The sequence below is a fragment of the Mycoplasmoides genitalium G37 genome (assembly GCF_000027325.1).
GTDB lineage: Bacteria > Bacillota_I > Bacilli_A > Mycoplasmatales > Mycoplasmoidaceae > Mycoplasmoides > Mycoplasmoides genitalium.
Window position 1 is genome coordinate 475,514 of record NC_000908.2, and the last position, 19,467, is coordinate 494,980.

15 protein-coding genes and 1 tRNA gene are annotated in these 19,467 nt (G+C 29.0%); 4 read left to right on the forward strand and 12 right to left on the reverse strand.

Annotated elements, in window-relative coordinates; genetic code table 4:
* Window positions 1-12: 12 nt before the first annotated feature.
* Entirely contained in the window at window positions 13-1,626 is a 1,614-nt protein-coding gene (argS, locus tag MG_RS02305; protein WP_009885941.1) for an arginine--tRNA ligase, read from the reverse strand.
* A 28-nt stretch (window positions 1,627-1,654) separates the two neighbouring features.
* Between argS and mnmG the strand changes: the two genes are divergently transcribed.
* The 3 genes from mnmG to MG_RS02320 are packed head-to-tail and all read left to right on the forward strand — an operon-like array spanning window position 1,655 to window position 4,713.
* Complete coding sequence (gene mnmG / locus MG_RS02310) at window positions 1,655-3,493, forward strand: tRNA uridine-5-carboxymethylaminomethyl(34) synthesis enzyme MnmG (RefSeq protein ID WP_010869458.1); 1,839 nt, start codon at window positions 1,655-1,657, stop codon at window positions 3,491-3,493.
* A complete protein-coding gene (gene rsmG, locus MG_RS02315; protein WP_009885942.1) occupies window positions 3,486-4,064 on the forward strand; it encodes a 16S rRNA (guanine(527)-N(7))-methyltransferase RsmG in 579 nt (192 codons plus the stop codon). Before mnmG ends, rsmG begins: the two co-directional genes overlap by 8 nt.
* Window positions 4,057-4,713: an MPN559 family protein gene (locus tag MG_RS02320; protein WP_010869459.1), complete on the forward strand. Its 657-nt coding sequence runs from the start codon at window positions 4,057-4,059 to the stop codon at window positions 4,711-4,713. Before rsmG ends, MG_RS02320 begins: the two co-directional genes overlap by 8 nt.
* A 13-nt stretch (window positions 4,714-4,726) precedes the next feature.
* Here the strand turns inward: MG_RS02320 and MG_RS02325 are convergent.
* Window positions 4,727-4,802, reverse strand: a tRNA-Arg gene (locus MG_RS02325).
* 375 nt (window positions 4,803-5,177) lie between these two features.
* Here MG_RS02325 and udk point away from each other — a divergent pair.
* A complete protein-coding gene (udk, locus tag MG_RS02330) occupies window positions 5,178-5,819 on the forward strand; it encodes a uridine kinase (RefSeq protein WP_009885943.1) in 642 nt (213 codons plus the stop codon).
* Here udk and nadE read toward each other — a convergent pair.
* The 10 genes from nadE to MG_RS02380 form a co-directional block, all read right to left on the reverse strand.
* Window positions 5,816-6,562, reverse strand: a complete 747-nt coding sequence (gene nadE, locus MG_RS02335) for an NAD(+) synthase (RefSeq protein WP_009885944.1) — start codon at window positions 6,560-6,562, stop codon at window positions 5,816-5,818. The genes udk and nadE overlap by 4 nt on opposite strands.
* Window positions 6,555-7,856: a GTPase ObgE gene (gene obgE / locus MG_RS02340; RefSeq protein ID WP_009885945.1), complete on the reverse strand. Its 1,302-nt coding sequence runs from the start codon at window positions 7,854-7,856 to the stop codon at window positions 6,555-6,557. The genes nadE and obgE overlap by 8 nt, the downstream gene beginning before the upstream one ends.
* Window positions 7,856-8,473, reverse strand: a complete 618-nt coding sequence (locus MG_RS02345; RefSeq protein ID WP_014894056.1) for an MPN565 family protein — start codon at window positions 8,471-8,473, stop codon at window positions 7,856-7,858. Before MG_RS02345 ends, obgE begins: the two co-directional genes overlap by 1 nt.
* A 2-nt stretch (window positions 8,474-8,475) precedes the next feature.
* Window positions 8,476-9,186, reverse strand: a complete 711-nt coding sequence (locus MG_RS02350; protein WP_009885949.1) for a glycerophosphodiester phosphodiesterase family protein — start codon at window positions 9,184-9,186, stop codon at window positions 8,476-8,478.
* Window positions 9,187-9,188: 2 nt separating this feature from the next.
* Window positions 9,189-14,039 carry a terminal organelle protein P200 gene (locus tag MG_RS02355; RefSeq protein ID WP_010869461.1) on the reverse strand — a complete coding sequence of 1,617 codons (4,851 nt, stop codon included), beginning with the start codon at window positions 14,037-14,039 and terminating at the stop codon, window positions 9,189-9,191.
* Window positions 14,040-14,325: 286 nt separating this feature from the next.
* Window positions 14,326-15,198 carry a GTPase Era gene (era, locus tag MG_RS02360; protein WP_010869462.1) on the reverse strand — a complete coding sequence of 291 codons (873 nt, stop codon included), beginning with the start codon at window positions 15,196-15,198 and terminating at the stop codon, window positions 14,326-14,328.
* Window positions 15,186-15,650: an rRNA maturation RNase YbeY gene (gene ybeY / locus MG_RS02365; RefSeq protein WP_009885634.1), complete on the reverse strand. Its 465-nt coding sequence runs from the start codon at window positions 15,648-15,650 to the stop codon at window positions 15,186-15,188. Before ybeY ends, era begins: the two co-directional genes overlap by 13 nt.
* A complete protein-coding gene (locus MG_RS02370) occupies window positions 15,634-16,017 on the reverse strand; it encodes an MPN570 family protein (RefSeq protein ID WP_009885633.1) in 384 nt (127 codons plus the stop codon). The genes ybeY and MG_RS02370 overlap by 17 nt, the downstream gene beginning before the upstream one ends.
* A 3-nt stretch (window positions 16,018-16,020) precedes the next feature.
* On the reverse strand, window positions 16,021-18,003 hold the full coding sequence (locus MG_RS02375; RefSeq protein ID WP_010869463.1) for a cysteine peptidase family C39 domain-containing protein: 1,983 nt from the start codon (window positions 18,001-18,003) through the stop codon (window positions 16,021-16,023).
* Window positions 18,004-18,110: 107 nt separating this feature from the next.
* Complete coding sequence (locus MG_RS02380) at window positions 18,111-19,454, reverse strand: leucyl aminopeptidase (protein ID WP_009885632.1); 1,344 nt, start codon at window positions 19,452-19,454, stop codon at window positions 18,111-18,113.
* Between the last annotated feature and the right edge of the window lie 13 nt (window positions 19,455-19,467).

The window sequence follows — 19,467 nt, forward strand, 5'->3', positions numbered from 1 at the left end:
TGCGTGAAGAATTTACATTTGTTGTGGTGTTGAAATCTTCAAAACATCAAGGATTTGTTTAACTATAAATTGTAATGATCTCAATAAAGCAAGTCTTTGTGCTGATAAAAGTGAATTTTTATCATCATTAATTTTGCAAACTTTATACCAGGAATGAAATAAACTAGCAGTTTCATATAAAAAGTTAGTTAATAAGTGCAATTCGCCTGTTTCCATAGCTTTTTGCAACATAAAAGGATAATAGACAAGTTGATTTAAAAGTGATATCTCTTTTTCATTAATCAAAAGACTGCAATCAGTAATTTCTTTTAATTGATCAGAATTTGCAATTCTAAGAATACTATTCATTCTTGCAAACGCATATTGAACATAATAAACTGGATTAGCAGAGTTTTGCAAATTAGCTATATCTAAATCAATTTTGATAATTGTGCCATTATTTTGAGATAACATAAATCATCTAGCAGCATCTTCACTAATCATTGAAAGCATTGTTTCAATTGTGATTACATTTCCAGCACGTTTTGACAAACGTACTAGCTCTTTATTTTTATAGAGAGTAACCAGTTGTAATGCAAAAATTTTTAAAGAAGTTTTAGTGGTATTTTTTAAAGCATCAAATGCACAATACATCCTTTTAATATGTCCTTCATGATCAGTGCCTCAAACATTAAATAGAATGTCAAAGCCACGTTGTAATTTTTCTAAGTGATAAGCAACATCAGTTCCAAAATAAGAAGCTCTTTTATCACTTCTAATTAAAACTCTATCCTTATCATCTCCATAAAGCGTAGTTTTTAGTCAGAGTGCATTATCTTGATAAAAATAACTATTTGGTTTAAGTTGTTCTAAAAGATCATTAAAATTTGTTTTTTTAACAATTTCGCTTTCAAATTTTCAACTATCAATAAAAACATGGATTTTATTCAAATCACTTTTAATTAAAGACAAAACTTTTTGGGTGCAATTAACTAAAAAATGATCTAAGAATGATGTTTTACAAAACTCTTCAAAATTTAAATTATCAACTGGAAAATTTTCAATTTCACTAGCAATTTTATCTATTACTATTCCACTATATCCATCAGGATGTTGCTGGATAGCAATATTTTTTTTTAACTGCAAACTTTGATAAACACTAAAGCTAAAAACTCGTGCTTGTTGTCCATAATCATTTACCCAATATTCACAGACTGTTGTATAACCCAACAGCTTGGCTAAATTGTTTAAAACATCACCAAAAAAAGCTATTCTCACATGACCTAAATGGATCCTTCCGGTAGGATTTGCTGATACAGATTCAATTAAAATCTTTATATTTTTCTTAGTAAAGCAAGGTGTTTTTATCAAGTATTCTAAGTACTTTTGATAGCTAATTTGAAAGTTTATAAAATTATTGTTAGCAATAAAAACATTTTGGTAGTTATCCTTTTTATTTTTTAAAAATCACTCAACAATACTATCTGCAATTTTTTTATGATTTTCACTTTTTAGTTGGAAAATAATAGTTGAAGAAAAACCATTAAAACTATTATTTTTAACTAGTTTAACAAGTTCCTTTTGGTCATCAAATTTAAGCTTTAAAGCGCTAATGCATTCTTTTAAATCATTGATGATAAAAAACATTACTTTAAATTATATTTAATGATGCAAAATGTCTTTTATCATAACAGTAATAGGTGCTGGGCATGCTGGATTGGAAGCCGCTTTCATTGTAAGCAAATTCAACATCAAAGTAAACCTTTTAGTTCTTGATATAAATCATTTAGGTTCTTGTCCATGTAATCCTTCAATTGGTGGACCTGCTAAGGGAATTGTTACTAGGGAAATTGATGTTTTAGGAGGTATGCAAGCAATTGCTGCTGATAACAATGCCTTACAATATAAATTACTAAATAGTTCAAAAGGACCTGCTGTGCAAGCTATCAGAGCACAAATTGACAAAATAGGTTATAAAAACTGGTTTCAAAGTCAAGTTAAATTAAATAAAAACATTAATCTAATTCAATCTGAAGCAATCAATTTAATTGTTAGAAATGAAAAAATAAAAGGCGTTATTTTAAAAGACGGAAGTGAACTTTTAAGTGATGCGGTTATTATCACTACCGGAACGTACCTAAGATCAAAAACATACTGTGGTAATACAGTTAAAAATCAAGGACCTGATCAATCTAAAAATAGTGAAAAATTAAGCACAAACTTAATTAACAGAGGTTTTAAAACAATTCGTTTAAAAACAGGAACTCCGCCAAGAATTTTAAAAACTTCACTTGACTATAATCAAATGGAATTAGAAATTAATAATAATCAAAACCTTGCTTTTAGTACTACAAATAAAAATTTCTTACCACTTGAAAAACAAATACCTTGTTACTTAGTTCATACCAATCAAAAAATTCACGATCTAATCCTTAAAAACTTAAAAAAATCTGCAATGTTTAATGGTAGTATTTCAGCACAAGGACCACTTTATTGTCCAAGCATTGAAGACAAAGTTTTTAAGTTCTCTCAAAAACCTCGTCACCAAATTTTTGTAGAACCTGAATCATTGAGTCTAGATACTATTTATTTAGCAGGATTATCAACTTCTTTTACACCAGAAATTCAAAAAGAAATCATCCAGCTTTTACCTGGTTTTCAAAATGCAGAAATTAAAAAGTTTGGTTACGCTATTGAATATGATGCTTTTCTATCTAATCAACTAAAACCAACACTTGAAACGAAGTTAATAGAAAACTTGTATTTTGCTGGACAAATTAATGGCACTAGCGGTTATGAAGAAGCTGCTGGTCAAGGTTTGATGGCAGGAATTAATGCTGCTTTAAAATTATTAAAAAAACCACCATTTATTTTGCAACGTAATGAGGCTTATATTGGGGTTATGATTAATGATTTAGTTACTAAAACAATCAGTGATCCATACCGTTTGTTAACATCCAGAGCAGAATATAGACTATGATTGAGAAATGACAATGTTCAAGAACGGCTCATTAAAAAAAGCTTTGAACTTGGTTTAACAGATAAAAAAACATATGAATTGTTCCTTAAAAAGGAAAAGAAAAAACAGGAATTAATTTCATTTTTAAAAAACACTCAAGTAGGCAAGGTTAAAGCATTGAAATTCACTAATAAAAATACCGCTCAATCACTTTATGACTTCAACAAACGAAGTGAAATAAATTTAGATAAATTGATCAAAGATCTTCCTGAAAAATACCAATTAGATTCAGAAACACTTAAACAAATTGAAATTGAAATTAAATATGAGGGTTACATAAAGAAAAATGAAAAGTATTTTAAGGGTTTAGATAAATTAAGCAAAATTAAAATTCCTCATACTTTTGATTACCATAAGGTTAAGAATTTAGCTAGTGAAGCTATTTTTAAACTATCTAACTTTAAGCCTAGTAATTTAGCAATTGCAAGTCAAATAGCTGGAGTGAACTTTAATGACATTATAGCCATAAAACATTTTTTAAAAACTTATGAATAATGCTAATTTTGAAAAATATGTTGATTTAGTTTTTGAAGCAAACAAAAATTTCAACTTAACAGGATTTAAAACAAAAGAAGCTATTTATCAGAATTTAGTTATAGAAATATTGACATTATTTAAAGGATATGAAAAATTTTTTATTGACAAAACTGTAGCAGACTTGGGAAGTGGAAATGGTTCGCCTGGGATAATATTAAAACTGTTATTTCAAAAAATAAAAAAGTTAGTTTTAATTGATAGTAAACACAAAAAAATTAGCTTTTTAAATAAATTAACTAAGCAACTAAATCTGGAGAAAACTGTTGCAATTTGTGAACGAATTGAAGTACATAAAAATCACTATGATGTTATCTGTTCTCGTGGTCTAAGTACGATTATTAAAGTTAATGATTTAGCATTTTCCTTGCTTAACTCAAAAGGTATTATTTTTCATATAAAACAAAGCTTAGACCAATACATTGAATTTGAAAAATCAAATCAGAAGAATCAATTTAACTTGTTATTTATAAAGCACTTTACTAGTCAGAATAAAAAACTAATTTTGATAGCTTTACAAAAAAATGATTAAGTTAGGTTGAGCGTCTTTTAGTAATACAGAATTTGCTCAAGATATCTTTATAAAGTTTGCCAATCAATTCTATAAACAAGATGATGCTGGAACAATTTTATTTGAACTAAAAAAAACATTAGGAGTTAATCAACTAGATGAAATTGAAAAAAATAAAAAAGTTATTATTGTTAATCAGTTTCAAAATAGCTTAGGCAAATTTTTACTTTTTAATAAAGAAAATACTAAAAGAATAAACAGTTTAGCTAATGAACATATAAGTTCTTTTTTAAAAAAAATTTTCAGATTATCTGGATTTAAAGATATGTTGATTGATGTTCAACATCATAAAAAGTTACAAAAATGTTTATTAAGAGAAATTCATCTTTTAGTTTGTTTAATTAATAGCAATCAATTTAGTGATGAATTAATGCAAATTATTGAGTGGTATCAGTATTTAAAAAAACACTCTAGTAAACTTTTTGTTATTACTGCAAGTAGTGATAAAAAACCAGTAATAGAGCCAACTATAAATGAATATAAAGCTATTTTTGGAGAGTATTTATCTTCATTTCACCTAGATCTAAAAAATAATCAAAGTAATGATTTATTCCAGAAATTACTTGATCAGATCAAAATAAAAGCTACCTCAAAAACTAGTTTGAGATAGCTAAAAATATAAATGGCGCATCGGGAGGGATTTGAACCCACGACAACACGCTTAGAAGGCGTGTACTCTATCCACTGAGCTACCGACGCATTTCTTTACTAGAAACTATCATATGAATCTTCAATAAGACTCTAATAAAAGTTTAGATGATTTTTAACTTTTTTATTGTATTCATGCAATAAAAATTAATTTAAATAAAAGAAATTTATTAAAAAATCCTTAAAGCACAAATATCAATAATTTCCTTTTCTATTGATTCTTAACTATTTTTAAAAAAATAGTCAATTTATTTAGTCACAAAAACCTTAGTTAAAAATAAATTTAAGTTGCAATTGGATTGAACATATTATTTAAACTTTCTTTTAAATTAAGTGTTTTAAAAGTTGATTTTTAATAAATTAATTAACAAAATAAGATAAATAGTTAAAAACTCAATAATAAACGCTTTAAAATATTTCACTTTGATGGATGAAAAAGGGATTTTAGTTGCAATTAGTGGTGGTAGTTGCTCAGGAAAAACTACTGTTGCTGAAATGATTTATCAACTTTTAAGTAAAAAATTAAAAGTTGCGATCATCTGTCAAGATAACTATTACAAGTCCTATAAAAATAAGCCATTATTAAAAAGAAAAACAATAAACTTTGATCATCCTGATGCTTTTGATTGAAAACTTTTAAGATCACACATTGAAGATCTTCTAAACGGTAGTATAGTTAATGTTCCTTTATATGACTACATTAACTATACCAGAGCTAAAAAAACAGCAAAAATTGGTCCAATTGATGTTGTTATTCTAGAGGGTTTAATGCCATGATTTGATGAAAAATTATCAAGACTTTCTAAGCTAAAAATATTTATAGAAACAAATGGGGAAGAACGTTTAATTAGAAGAATAGAAAGAGACTGACAAAGGGGAAGAAATATTGATTCTATTATTAAACAGTGACGCGAAATAGTAGCACCAATGTATGAAATATTTGTAGAAAAAATGAAGCGAAATGCTGATTTAATTCTGCCTTGAAGTCAACGCAGAGAAGTAAGTACAAGTGTATTGGATGTCGCAATTGAACACTTATTTCACAAAACTGTTGAAAAAAATAATTAGTTCTGGAAATTATAGAGATGTTTAAATTTCAAAGGTGAATTATGTTTATGCTCTGCTTTTGCTTTCAAATCTAAAACAATTTTTTGCTTTTCTGAACTAAGTATTAAATCACCTTTTAAATATTGATCAAGTTCCTTATAAGTAATGCCCATCTCTGTCTCATCAGTTTGCCCTTCAAAAAGACTAGCAGTTGGCGCTCTTGTGATTACAATTTCAGGAATATTAAAATGCTTAGCTAATTTGTAAACGTCCTCTTTTAAAAGCCATGCTAAAGGAGCAATATCACAAGCTCCATCTCCTCATTTTGTGAAATAACCAAGTGTATACTCTACAAAATTACCAGTACCTAAAACTAAGAAGTTGTGTTTTTGAGCATAAGCATATAAAGTTATCATCCGTAAACGTGCTTTAATGTTACCAGCTGTTAAAAAATCTTTTTTTGGATCTATTCCAAGGGTTTTTACTAACAGATTGAAACTCTCTTCCAGTTCAATGTTAATACTATTAAATTGCATTTTTTTAACAAGTTCACTAGTTGCTTGAAAATCAAGTTTTGAATTATTAATATGCATTATTAAAGCTAAATGGTTTTCAAAACCAAAAGTTTCTTTAGCAATAGCAGCAACAACTGCTGAATCAATTCCTCCAGATAAGCCAAAAATAACACCTTTAGCTTTAGATTTTTTTACATAATCAAACAGCCAGTTTTGGAGTTCTTTTAAATATTTAATTAAATTAGTCATTAATTACAAATTCACAACCATCAAAGAAAATAATATCACCTTTTTTAGCACCAACGGATTTTAATTGATCTTCAATACCGATTTCTTTAATTTTATTTCCTAAGCGACGAATGTTATCAAGCGTAGTTTGTGGAATTTTATCAAATCAATATCTTAGACGTTTACAATTAACAATTCATCTGTTTAAACTATCTTTTTCAATATTTAAAGGGTCGTTATTATTTTCATTGGTATTTTGAAAAACATAATGCTTCTCAAGTTCCATTGGCAAACTAAACTTATTAGCTCCAAATTGGGAAATTGTTTTATTGTAAAGTTCAAAAACTCTATCAAGTAAATTGCCTAATTCTTTCTTTAAAGCAGAAATTTTTAATACAGAAATAGATTTTTTTTGAAGAAATTTTTCTAATTTTTTAAACCGTTTCTCACCTTCATTAACATCAATTTTATTAGCTACAACAAGCATCTTTTTTTTAACTAGAAGGGGAGAATATTTTGAAAGTTCATCCATTATTTGTAAATATGCTTTGCAAGGATCATCATTATCTACAGGATCAAGTGAAATTAAATGAATTAATATTTCACACCTCTCTATATGCCGTAAAAAATCATGTCCTAACCCACTTCCTTCACTAGCATTTTCAATCAAACCAGGAATATCAGCAAAAACTAAACTATTATTTTGATATTTAACTACACCAAGTACGGGTATTAAAGTAGTAAAGCGATAGTTTGCAATTTTAGGTTTGGCATTTGAAAGTTTGGAGATTAGTGTTGATTTACCTGAATTTGGAAAACCAACAATTCCTACATTAGCTAAATATTTAACTTCCAAACTAACGTTTAAAATCTCTCCTTTATCACCATTTTCATATAGATTAGGAGCACGCATAATTGGGCTTTTAAAAGCAGCATTTCCTTTTCCGCCTTTTCCGCCAAAACACAAAATAAAACTCTGTTTATCATGAACAAAATCCACCAATACACTATTATTTTCTAAGTTTTTAACTGTTGTTCCTATTGGCACTTTAATTAAAAGATCTGAACCATTTTTACCATGTGCTAAATCTGGTTTACCATTTTGTCCATCTTCTGCAAACAGGTGTTTTTTATTCTTCAAGAAAAAAAGTGAATCGCAGTTATGATCAGCTTGCAAAATAACATTACCACCATTACCACCATTACCACCACCAGGACCACCTTTATCATAATGTGCTTCTCTTTTTCATGCTATGATTCCATTACCACCATTTCCAGCAGTAAAGCGACACTCACAATAATCTGTAATAGCCATTATTTTGGTTTCTTTTTCTTTATTTTAAAAACGATTTCTGCAGATTTTTTTCTTTCTAGATCACTTTGAATTTGTTGCAACTTTTGTCGATTTTTAGTTTTAGATTTACCTGTCTTTAAGAGATTTTCAGCAATTATTATTGCATATTTTGATCTGATTAAAAAAAAGTTAGTCATTTTATTCAAAAGAAAAAAACTTAGCATTAATGTTATTAGAACTAAAAAAAATCGAAGTAAGATAATTCAACTATTTCAAGCCATTGGTATTATTCCTGATAAAAAAAGAACTATTAAAGTAAAAGCAGTAGAATAGCAAAAAGGAATTAATTCCCAAATAATGTATTTAGTAAAAGCAAATAAAAAAAAGGCTAAAAAAAGATAAATTAGTAAAGGAACAAATAAAAATCACAACAAAACTAAGTCAAAAATGGGCTCTATTTCCTTACCCATAAATGTTCTGTTTTGTGCTGCAATTAAAAAATTAAAGCCTAGTAAATTGATTTCACCAAAAAGAATTCAAATCAAAAGATAATAAATAAAAACTAAAAAGAAACTAAAACTTCCTATTAGTCAATTAGGGGTTTTAGTTTTTTTATTTGACTTGAAAAAATAATTCAAAACTAATAAATTTGTGCAGTAATTTGAAATTTCACAAAGCGATCGTTTTCATAAAATTGATAACGAAGAAGACCCTTGATAACTCAAAGAATAACTGGTAATCCCAGGTTTTGAATTTCTTTGCAGTTCTTATGATAAAAACTCTCGTTTGGCACTAAAAAACGGCAATATCTCATTAATTCGTCTCTAGAAGCTACTAATAAAGCTTTTTTGTTTGCAATTACAAAACCGGTTTTAAAGCCTTTGAAAGTCTCATTTATTAACTTAATGATATGAAAATTACTACTTAACAAAATCATTTTTTCTTTAGCTAAGACAAAATCTTTGCAAAGCAAATTCAACTGTTCTAATAATGAATTGTTATTTTCTTTATCATCTTTAATATGAATCAGCAAATATTTAAAGGGCTGAATAAATTGCGTTAAAACTTCCTTTAAAGTTTGAATTTGTTGTGAAGTTACCTTAAGCTTAAATTCACTTGCAAGGTTAACCTTTTTAAGATCAACTAAATTAATTTGGTTTAAATTCAAGTTTTTATTAGAAACTTTAAAGTTTTCTTTATGAGTTACTACTATTTGTTTATCTTTGGTTAATTGAATATCAATTCAAATACCATCAAAATCAAAAACTTGGGCTGCTTGAAATGCTAATTTGGTGTTTTCTGGTGCAATAGAACTATAACCGCGATAAGCTATTAAAAACTGTTTTCGCATTACTATTTTTTATCATTACTGCCAAAAACATCCTTAGCATCATCTGCTGAAAATTGACTAAGTCATTCATCTGCGTCAATAGAGTCAATATCATAACCTTCAAGAGCAGGAATATCCTTAGTTATATCTTCATTTAAATTCTCAGTTTCCTCAGACTGGAATACTAATCAGTTACCTTCACTATCAAATTCCCCATCATATCAGTTTCATTCATTGTCTTCATAGTAACCATATTCTTCATTTCCGATTAATTTCTCTCAAAACTTAGGTGCCTCGTTAATTCGTGGTTGACGATTCTTTCATTGTTCATCAACAAGAACTCAGTCTCCAGATTCATCATAGAAACCATATCAAATCCACTCACCTTTATTGTTGTACCTACCATAAACTTCATCACCAATAAGTGGTAAATAATCTCTTTCTCTAGCTCATTTAACAGTTGCATCCTTATTTCATTTTTGATCATCACCAAAGAATCCTGCTCAAACTCATTCTCCATCAGGTTCATAATGACCATAACTATTGTTACCAACTAATAATTCTCAATCAAGTGATTCTTCTTCACTAGCTTCTGGTTGAATTTCATCAGCTTGAGGTTCTTCCAATACTGTTTCAGGTTTTCGTTCTTCAAAGTTAGGTTGAACAACTACTTCAGGTTCACTAGAAACTTGAGGTTCTTGAATAGTTTCAACTGGTGAATCAAATTTAGCTTCTTGAGGAGTTTGTTCAGGTTGAACAGTATCAAAAGTAGCTTCTGGTTGAGATTCTACAGGTTGAATTTCTGGTTGAGTTTGAACTTCTTCAAGGAGAGGTTCAGGTTGTGAATCTTGAACCGATTCAACTGGTGAATCAAATTTAGCTTCTGCAGATGGTTCAAAAACTGCTTCTCCAGGTTGTTGTTCTACTTGAGGTTCAAATTGTGGCTCTGATGGTTTTGATTCAATTTCATAATTTGGTTCATCAAAGTCATAATTAGGTTCATCTACATCATATTGAGGTTCTGATGGTTGTAGATCTGAATCATAACTAGGTTGATCAAAATCATAGTTAGGTTCATCAAAGTCATAATTAGGTTCATCAAAACTAGCTTCTGATTCAACATGTTGTTGAGTTGGTTCACTACTAAATTCAGGTTGTTCAACAGTTTCAACTGGTGAATCAAATTTAGCTTCTTGAGGAGTTTGTTCAGGTTGAACAGTATCAAAGGTAGCTTCTGGTTGAGATTCTACAGGTTGAATTTCTGGTTGAGTTTGAACTTCTTCAAGGACAGGTTCAGGTTGTGAATCTTGAACCGATTCAACTGGTGAATCAAATTTAGCTTCTGCAGATGGTTCAAAAACTGCTTCTCCAGGTTGTTGTTCTACTTGAGGTTCAGAAATAACTTTTTGTTGATTTTCAACATCATCAAACTTAACTTCAGTAGTTTTTTCAGGTTGAACATCAAAAACTGCTTCAGGTTCTCCAACAGTATCAGTAGTTGTTTGATCAACTACTTCAGCTTCACTAGAAACTTGAGGTTCTTCCAATCCCTCAGTTTGAGTTTGATTTTTATCAAAAACTGCTTCATGTTTAACAGTATCAAAGCTAGCTTCAGTTATTAATTGATCAACTGGTTCAGATTTAGGTTCCTCTTCTAATATTTTTTCAGTCTGTGTTTCTAATTGAGGTTTTTCAAAAACTGCTTCTGATTCAGCTTCAGATACATTATCAAAAGTAGCTTCAGATTTTAATTCTTCTGTTGATAATGGTTCAGAGGAGGTTTCCTGTTGAAGTTCTTTAGTTTCATCAAAAGTAATTTCAGCTTCTGTTTCTTTAGGTTGAACTTCATTATTTTCAACATTATCAAAGTTAGCTTCCTCTAGTTTTAAATCTTCTAACTTAGTTCCATCAAAGATTTGTTCAACTTCAGCAGTAACAATTTCTGGATGATTTTGATCTAATGCAGGTTCAGATGGTTGATCTTCAGAGCTAGGTTCTAATTGGGTTTCAATTGTTTCTGGTTCAAAAGCAGTAACTTCAGTAGGTGTAACAACTGTTTCTTCAGACTGATTTTCTAATTGTTGATGATCAAAAACTGCTTCAGTTTTTTCTTCTAATTTAATTTCATCAGAGATTTGTTCAGCATGAAATTCAGCTTGCGATGATTCTTGGGGAATTTCGACTGGTGAATCAAATTTAGCTTCTTGAGGAGTTTGTTCAGGTTGAACATCTGGTTGAAAATGATCATCAAAAACAACTTCAGTAGTAGCTTCAGGCTGTAGTTCTTGAGTTTTAATTTCATCAAAAACTGCTTCTGGTTGAACAGTATCAAAAGTAGCTTCAACTTGTGATGATTCTTGAGGAACTTCAACAGTTGAATCTAATTTAATTTCTTTGAAAGTAGGTTGGAGTTCTGAATCAGAACTCTCTTTTTCGTCTGGTTTTGAATCAAATAAAGCATTTGATTCAATGATTTCAGTTAAATCAAGCGGTAGAGGAGTGAATAAGTTATTTTCATCTTGATGTTCAAATAATTTTGTTTCTTGTTCAACTGTGGGTACATTTGATTCAGAAGTCTCAACCTCTTGAGTTTGACTAATGAATTCAAGCGTATCTTTTTGTTCAGATGAAAATTCATTAGGAGTTTCAGCACTTTCAGTGAAACTGTCTTCAACTATTTGATATGTTGGTAATACGAACTCACTATCAGTTTCTAGTTGTGTTGTTGGTTGTTCTTGAACTTCTTTTTCAGAAACATCTAAATTAATAAATTCATTACCAATTTCTTCATGATTTAATTCAACAGATGTAGTTTTAGTTTCTAATGATTTATCAACATCATTTACAGAATCTAATTCAAGTGATAGGTCAGGTTGAATGAAAGGTGGTTCACTTTCTACAACTATTGTTGTTTTTTCATCAAATAATGATTTTGGTTCAGTTTCAAGGAAATCTACTTTATATTCCAATCCTTCTTGAGGTTTTGGATCATTATTAATAAAAGTTATTTCATCAACTAGTTCACTTTTGGGAAGTTCACTTGAAACCTTAACTTCTGTTTCTGTTGAAAAAGGAGCATTAACATCAACATATTCATTTGTTAAGAGTACCTCATTAACAAGTTTTTCACTAAATAAAGCAGTTAAATCAGTATTAACACTTTCATCACTGTTTGTTTCTTTTATCTTTTCATCTGAAACAACAGGTTCGCTAAATTCTTGTTGAAATTCATTAACAGAATAAGTAGGTTCAAATTGTTGTTCTGAAACTGTTTCATTTATTTGAGAATCAATATTATTAACAACTTCATCTCTAAAAAGGGATTCATTAATGAAATCATTATTAGCATCTAAAATAATTTCATCTACTTGTGATTTTTCTTCTACACTTTTTTGTGTTTCATCAGTAAAAGAACCGAATTCTTTTCAAACTGAATCAATATCATCAGAAATATTAGATAAATCTGCTTTAGCACTATCTTTTATTTCTTTAGAATAATCTTGACTTAAATGTTCAACATGTTTAGCAATTTCATCATGTTGTTGGTCGTCTTTAATAATAGAATCTAAGCCTTTAAGATCATCTTCGTAAACAAAAACGGTCTCAACTTCTGGAACATTTCCTGCTTGAGTTTGATTGGAATCTAAGCCCTTAAGATCATCTTCGTAAACAAAAACAGTCTCAACTTCTGGAATAGTAGTTTCAGGTTCACAAGCTGCTTCAGGTTCAATTTCAACAGGAGCCTCAACTTCAGATTCAACCTTAACTTCCTCTTTAACGATTTCAATTAAAGGGATGGTTTCATTAGTTTCTTTAACTGGATTTAAGAATTCAAATTTTTCTTTTTCAAAATGTAATTTAGTTACTGGATTACGGAAGATAACTTCATTTCTTCTTGGTTTAACTTCTTCAATTACCGGCTGCTCTTCACTTGAATTTTCAAGTAATAGTTCGTTTTCTAGAGAAGAAGCTAAGCTCTTGGTATTAAATACTGTAACAACAATGTCATTTTCCTGTTCTCAGTATGGTTGTTCAGAAATAGTCTTTTTCTCTATTTCATCAACTAAGCTATCAGTATGACCAAGTGCTTCTTCAGTAAAGCGAACAGGATCAGGGATCCAATTTAGTTTCTTGTCAAAAAATCCTTTTCAGATCCATGTATTATTTTGAACAAAACCATAGTTAGGGTTGCCTACAAGTGGTCTTCAAAAATCAATATCAGCTGGTCTTTGTTTAATGAAAGCTGCATGTTCTTGAGGAACTTCAACTGTTTCAATTACCTTAAAGTAGTTTCATCTTTGTAATTGGTCAAAATAACCTAGTCAAACTCAAGTATGATTTTTTCAAAAACCATATTTTCTATCACCAACAAAGATATATCAGAACGCTTGTGAATCTTCTGGATTTAATTTTTTTTCTCTAATAGTTGTTGTAAAACTATCTTTTTTTGTTTCTAGAACTTTGGTTTCTGGTTGATTGTTTAATTCAACCAACTTATTTTCATTAATGGTTGGATAACTGCTTGTTTGATTTGGAACTGTATTAACAACAGTTTTTTGATTAAGTTCTCTTCTACTTAAGATATCTGTTTCAGGTGGAACAATAAAAACACCGCGCTTGGTTTCATCAAAAAAATCTATAGGTGATTTGCTCTTTGATTTAACTGTTTCCTTTTTCTTACTATTAAAAGACTTTGTTTTCTTGAGAATGTTTTTTTTGATTTCACCTAAAAAAGGTTGATCAAAAAGATTTTCAACTTTATCTTGTTCTTTTTTTGGTTTAGTAACACTCTTCTTGTTAGCTGATTCTAAATACTTTTTGGTTTTTGATTTAGGGGTGGTGTTTTTGTTTTTATTCTTTGTTGTTTTTGGCATTAATAAAAATACTTAGCACTAGTGACTAAAGTTATCTGACTCACTAAATTGTAATTTTTAATATCAAGATAACAAAAGTTAGCTATATATGCTAAAAAATAAATAGATTTTAATTACTATTTATATTAATTTATTTAATGTAGATTTAATAGTGTTTCAGCTTCTTTTTGCAAAAGAAAAATAGTTATAAAATCAAAAATTAATCACTTTAATTTCAAAAAAATTTGACAGCTAAAGCTTTACATTTTATTAACAACAGAACAAATAATTTTTAGCTTTTAAAAATTTATTTAGAAAGAAAACTATAAACAGGCAATTTTTGTTTTTCTGTTTTTACAAAAATATCAATAAAAATATCACAGTCAAAATGATTTAATAGTTTTTTGCGAGTTGCTATCCCAATTGCTTTGATCATTTCTGCATTTTTTCCAATGATAATCTTTTTTTGGCTTAATTTTGGAACACTAATTACTAGGTGAATTTTTAACAAGTTTTTTTCTTTATTGAAACTCTTTTCAATAATTTCAATTCTTGCTATATGGGGAATTTCGTTTTTGCAATAAAAAATTATTTGTTCACGTAATCCTTCAAGAATCTTAAAGTCATCGTTGTTTGCATCAATAAAATTGATATCTTTACGAAAGATATTATACCTAAGTTCAACTTGTTTAAAAATTGATCAAAAGAGGTTTTTATCAAACTTAAGCAAGTTTATTTCAATTGTTTTTTGTGGTTTAAACTCTTCTAAAATAATTGCTTTATTAACTTCACTTAAACTTTTTTGATGAAATTTATTAATTAAAAAAATTCTTGTTAAATTTTGATAGCGCTTTAATTGTTGTAATTGAGTTTTTAAAAATTCTATCTTGTTATTCTGATCACTTCTAACAACTAAAAGTAATACATCAATTCCACTTAATGCTTTGCGAATTTCTTTAGTTATTAATTCATAATTTGAATGTTTTTTCTCAGTAAAACCAGGGACATCAATAAAAACAATATTTTTATTAGCTTGGTTAATTACCTCAGTGGAAATAGAAAGAAGCGTTGTGTTATTCATGGATGATACCATCAGACTATCATCGTTATGTAAAAAATTAATTAGCGTTGATTTTCCTGCATTAGTAGGTCCTAAAACACCAACTTTTAAAACTTTCATACTGATAAGATCTCTTCATGAATTGCATCTTGAAAAAACATAGTAACGCTTTCAAATGCTTCACTTTCTTCATGATTAAATTCAAAGAGGTGTAAAATGCCGTGTATTAAGCATCTAGTTAAAAGAAATCAATTGTTACAACCAATCTCTTTAGCTTTTTTAAAGATGTATTTAGGACACAAAAAAATTTCGCCGATTGCTAGTGAAAAACCGGTTTCAGTTTCGTTATAGCACAAACTAATTACATCAGTACAACCTCTACGTTTTAAAAACTGTTTGTTCAGTTTTTTCATTTTTGAACAGGAAACAATTAAAAGCGCAAATTCTGGGTCAAACGATAGGTTTAAACTGCTTTTAATAATTTGGAAACAAAGTTCGACTCCTGCTTGGTAATTTTTACCAAAAAAGCGCTTAAAAAGGCGGCTTGAATTAATGCTAAAAGATGACTTCAAACAAATCTTTTGATGGTAACATGATAGTAATATTATATCAGCCCTGTTCTAGAGTAACACTTAAATCTACCTTTACTAGATTTTTGTTCAATTCTGATGAAATTTCTGATGTAGAAATTTTCTTTTTGTAAAGTCTAAAAGCTTTTTTTGCTGATTTTTCTGTTGTTTCTGCTTGAAAATTAGTCCATGAAACGTTGTTAAAAAGATTTTCATCTTTTTCATTTTTAAACATTAAAAAATTTTGTTGTTGCGTAGTTCAAAGATTTACATTAAGATATTGTTTTACCTTTACTGAAAACAAGATAGCAACTGTTGTTAAAAGCAAAATAATAAAAGCAATTGTTATTCCTAAAATTTTCTGCTTCATAATTTAACTATTTCTTAAGTAATTAGTTAGGTTAATCTTGTTTTGAGCTTCACTTGCAAAACTCAGATCATGCTCAACTAAGACTACAAAATTATTTAAAGTAAGTGGTTTTACTAATAGCTGATAAACACGGTTTTTAATTTCAGGTGCTATTGCATTCATGCATTCATCAAGTAAGATCACCTTATTCTTAATGTTGCTAAGTAAGAATAGTTGTAAAATTTGTTTTTGTCCTGAACTTAACTTTGTTTGATTTTGAACACCTGCATCAAAAAGTAACTGATAGATATGTGGATTCTGATTATTAAATAAAGCCTCACTAAAGCCAAAATCATTTGCTTCTGTTTGCATTAAATTTTGACCCTTTAGATAATAAACGTTTTCAAAAAGCTGTTCTTTTGAACATCTTTTTAAATCGACGTTATTAAATTTAATATTGCCCGTATATTCAAAACCTCTACCAGTTAATATTTTTAAAAAAGTAGATTTACCACTACCATTTTGTCCAAAAATAACTGTTTCATTTTTGATTTTTAAACTAAGGTTAGCTAAATCAACGTGTTGATTAAGTGTAACTGATAAATTTTCTAGACTAATTTCATCAGGACACTGTCAATTTACTTTAATACCCTCATCCTTTTTGGTTTCTATAAACAAGTTAACTAATTTCTCACGACAATAGTGATAAATGTTTATTGCAGCACCAAATTGAACAATTCTTGTAGCATAAGTTGAAAAAAGTGATTGGATACCAAAAACATAGAATAAAAAGCTCAATTGATAACGCTGTTCAATAATACCAATCACCCCCAAACCTAATATAGCAAAATCAAAACCTTGTTGGAAGAAGCTTTTAATGTTTTCTATAGTTAGACGATTAATTTCCTTCTGGTTGTTAATGTTTTGATTTTGTAAAAGTGCTTTACGAAAATTCAACATTAAGAAATTAAAGCGCTTTTTATTTTGTTCTTCACGCAAATTTTCATCTAGCTGTAAACTAATTTTGTTTTGCAATTCAACATAAGGAATTTCCTTCTTTGTAATTTTTTTAGTAAAAAAGAAGTCATAACAAAATAAGCCAGCATTGACTACTATTTGTGCAATGGCAATCAATAAAAATTCTAATTGATTAATTCCTATTAAAACACCGATAATTAGTGCAACAACACAACTAATAATTAAATTGGGAATATAAAAGTTAAAAAAGGAAAGAACTTCTTTTAAATAAAATTGTCGTTCTATTAATTGATTTGGTGATTTATTACTAAAGTAAACAAAGCTTTTTTGTTGCAAACTTTGAATAATTCAACCCAAATATCCACGGTATTGTTTTCAAAATAAAAAATTCCTAATTAGTTGCAAAATAACTTGCAAAAGCAAGTTTAATCCCTTTAGACATGAAAAATAAACTACCAAAACAACTAAATTAACTGCAGTTCCAAAATCAACAGTATTAGTTATTATGGTACGCGATGCTGTTGCTAATAATGTAGAGATACCAATAATAATCAGTTCAATAAAAACATAAAAAGTGACTAAATTAAAATCAAAAAAGTTACTGAAAAAATTACTTTTATTTACTGGTGGAATCTCTTTAAATGCTTTTGCAACAGTTGCTGCATAACCCGTTCAGAGTTTTTCTAGCTTTTCATCAGTTAAAAGGTATTTTCCTTTTGCAGGATCATATACCTCTCAACTATTTTCATGTTTGTTTTTAACTATGACAAAGTGATCTTTAAAATGAACTATTATGAATTTGCTATCAAGTTCTTTTAGTTCTTGAAATGTTAATTGATAACTGTTGATTTCAAGACCAAACTTTTTGCCATAACTTTCCATTTCAAATAAGCTTAAGCCATTTGGTGGTAAGTTAATTTGTTCTAGTAATTCATCATGAACATACTTTTCATCATGGATTGCATTGGCAAGCATACCAATTACGCAAATTCCACACTCATTCTGTTGTTCTTGATAAATGATTTTCATCGCCTTTGTTTTGTCTTATTAATAGCAATGAAAAGTGAAAAATGACAAATTTGTAAGCTGTTACAAACACTACAAACTGTTTTATTAGTTAAAAATAAAGTTACTTATTATTTATTTGCAAGCTGACTAGCACGTTCGTACAAGGTTCTCACTAAAACACCTTGTCCAAGGTTCTCAATGGAAGCAGTTGATGCAATATCACAATGGATCAAAGATACACCTTCTCTAAATTCTGCAAGGAAACAAGCTGCTCTTGAAGATCCAGCACCTCTTGCACTAGTAGAATTTTGCAAATCAGCAAGTTTTGTTAGCTGTAAAGGTTTTAAATAATCAGGGTGCATAGGTAATCTTCATACAGGTTCACCTGCACTACATGCTGCTTTTTTAAAAGATTCTCACTGGTGATCACAAGTACTGAAAATACCTGTATAGGTAGTACTCAATATGTATGACATTAAACCAGTAAGGGTTGCTACATCAATAATATGTGTAGCAGCTAAATCCTTAGCAGCATATGTAATAGCATCAGCTAAAACCAATCTTCCTTCAGCATCAGTGTTATCTATTTCAACACTTTTACCATTGTATGCTATCTTAATGTCATCAGGACGTTGCGCCTTAGCACCAGGAAGATTTTCAGTAAGAGCTGCTACTGCAACAACATTGGTTTTAACCTTGTTTTTAGCTAATGCCAAAACAGTAGAACATACTATAGCCGCACCACTCATGTCATATTTCATGCCACGCATATAATCACCTGTTTTAATGTTCATTCCGCCTGAATCATAAGTAATTCCTTTCCCTACAAAAGCAAGTTTTTCTTTGGAATTTTTATTAGCTTGATAACTAATAACAAGTAAACGTGCTTCTCTTTCAGAGCCTTGATTAACCCCTAAAAGTAAACCCATTTTTTTCTTAATTAGATCTGATTGTTTAAGAACTTTTATTTTTACAGGCAATTTACTTGCAGCCTTTTCAAAATGTTTAACAAATACTTCTGAATAAAGTAGATCTGAAGGAGTGTCTTGTAATTCTCTTGCTAGGTTAACATATTCGCCTACTGTTTCATATTCTTTAACTAAGTTGTGATATTCAACAGCACATTGAACAGCAACTTCAACATTTTTTTCAGGTTTGGTTTTCATTGTGAAAGGAGTAGTTTCACAAAAAGTAACACTTGTAATAACAGTTTTTATCGCAGTATGAAAACAACCACTATTTTCATTTTTCTTATAAAGTTCTATAAGACTGTCAAGATTAATGTTTAATTTGGTTTTCTTTCTTTTAAGAAATTGAACTAAAGCACGGTTGAAAGCAGGAAAATCAGTTGGTAAAACAACACCAAATTCAACATTAGGATTATGTGCAGCTTCTTCTTTTACACCATATGTTTTTGAACTCACAAAAACAACTGTGTTGCTATCATCACTAAAAGGTTTATTTATTCTCATTCTATATCTCTAT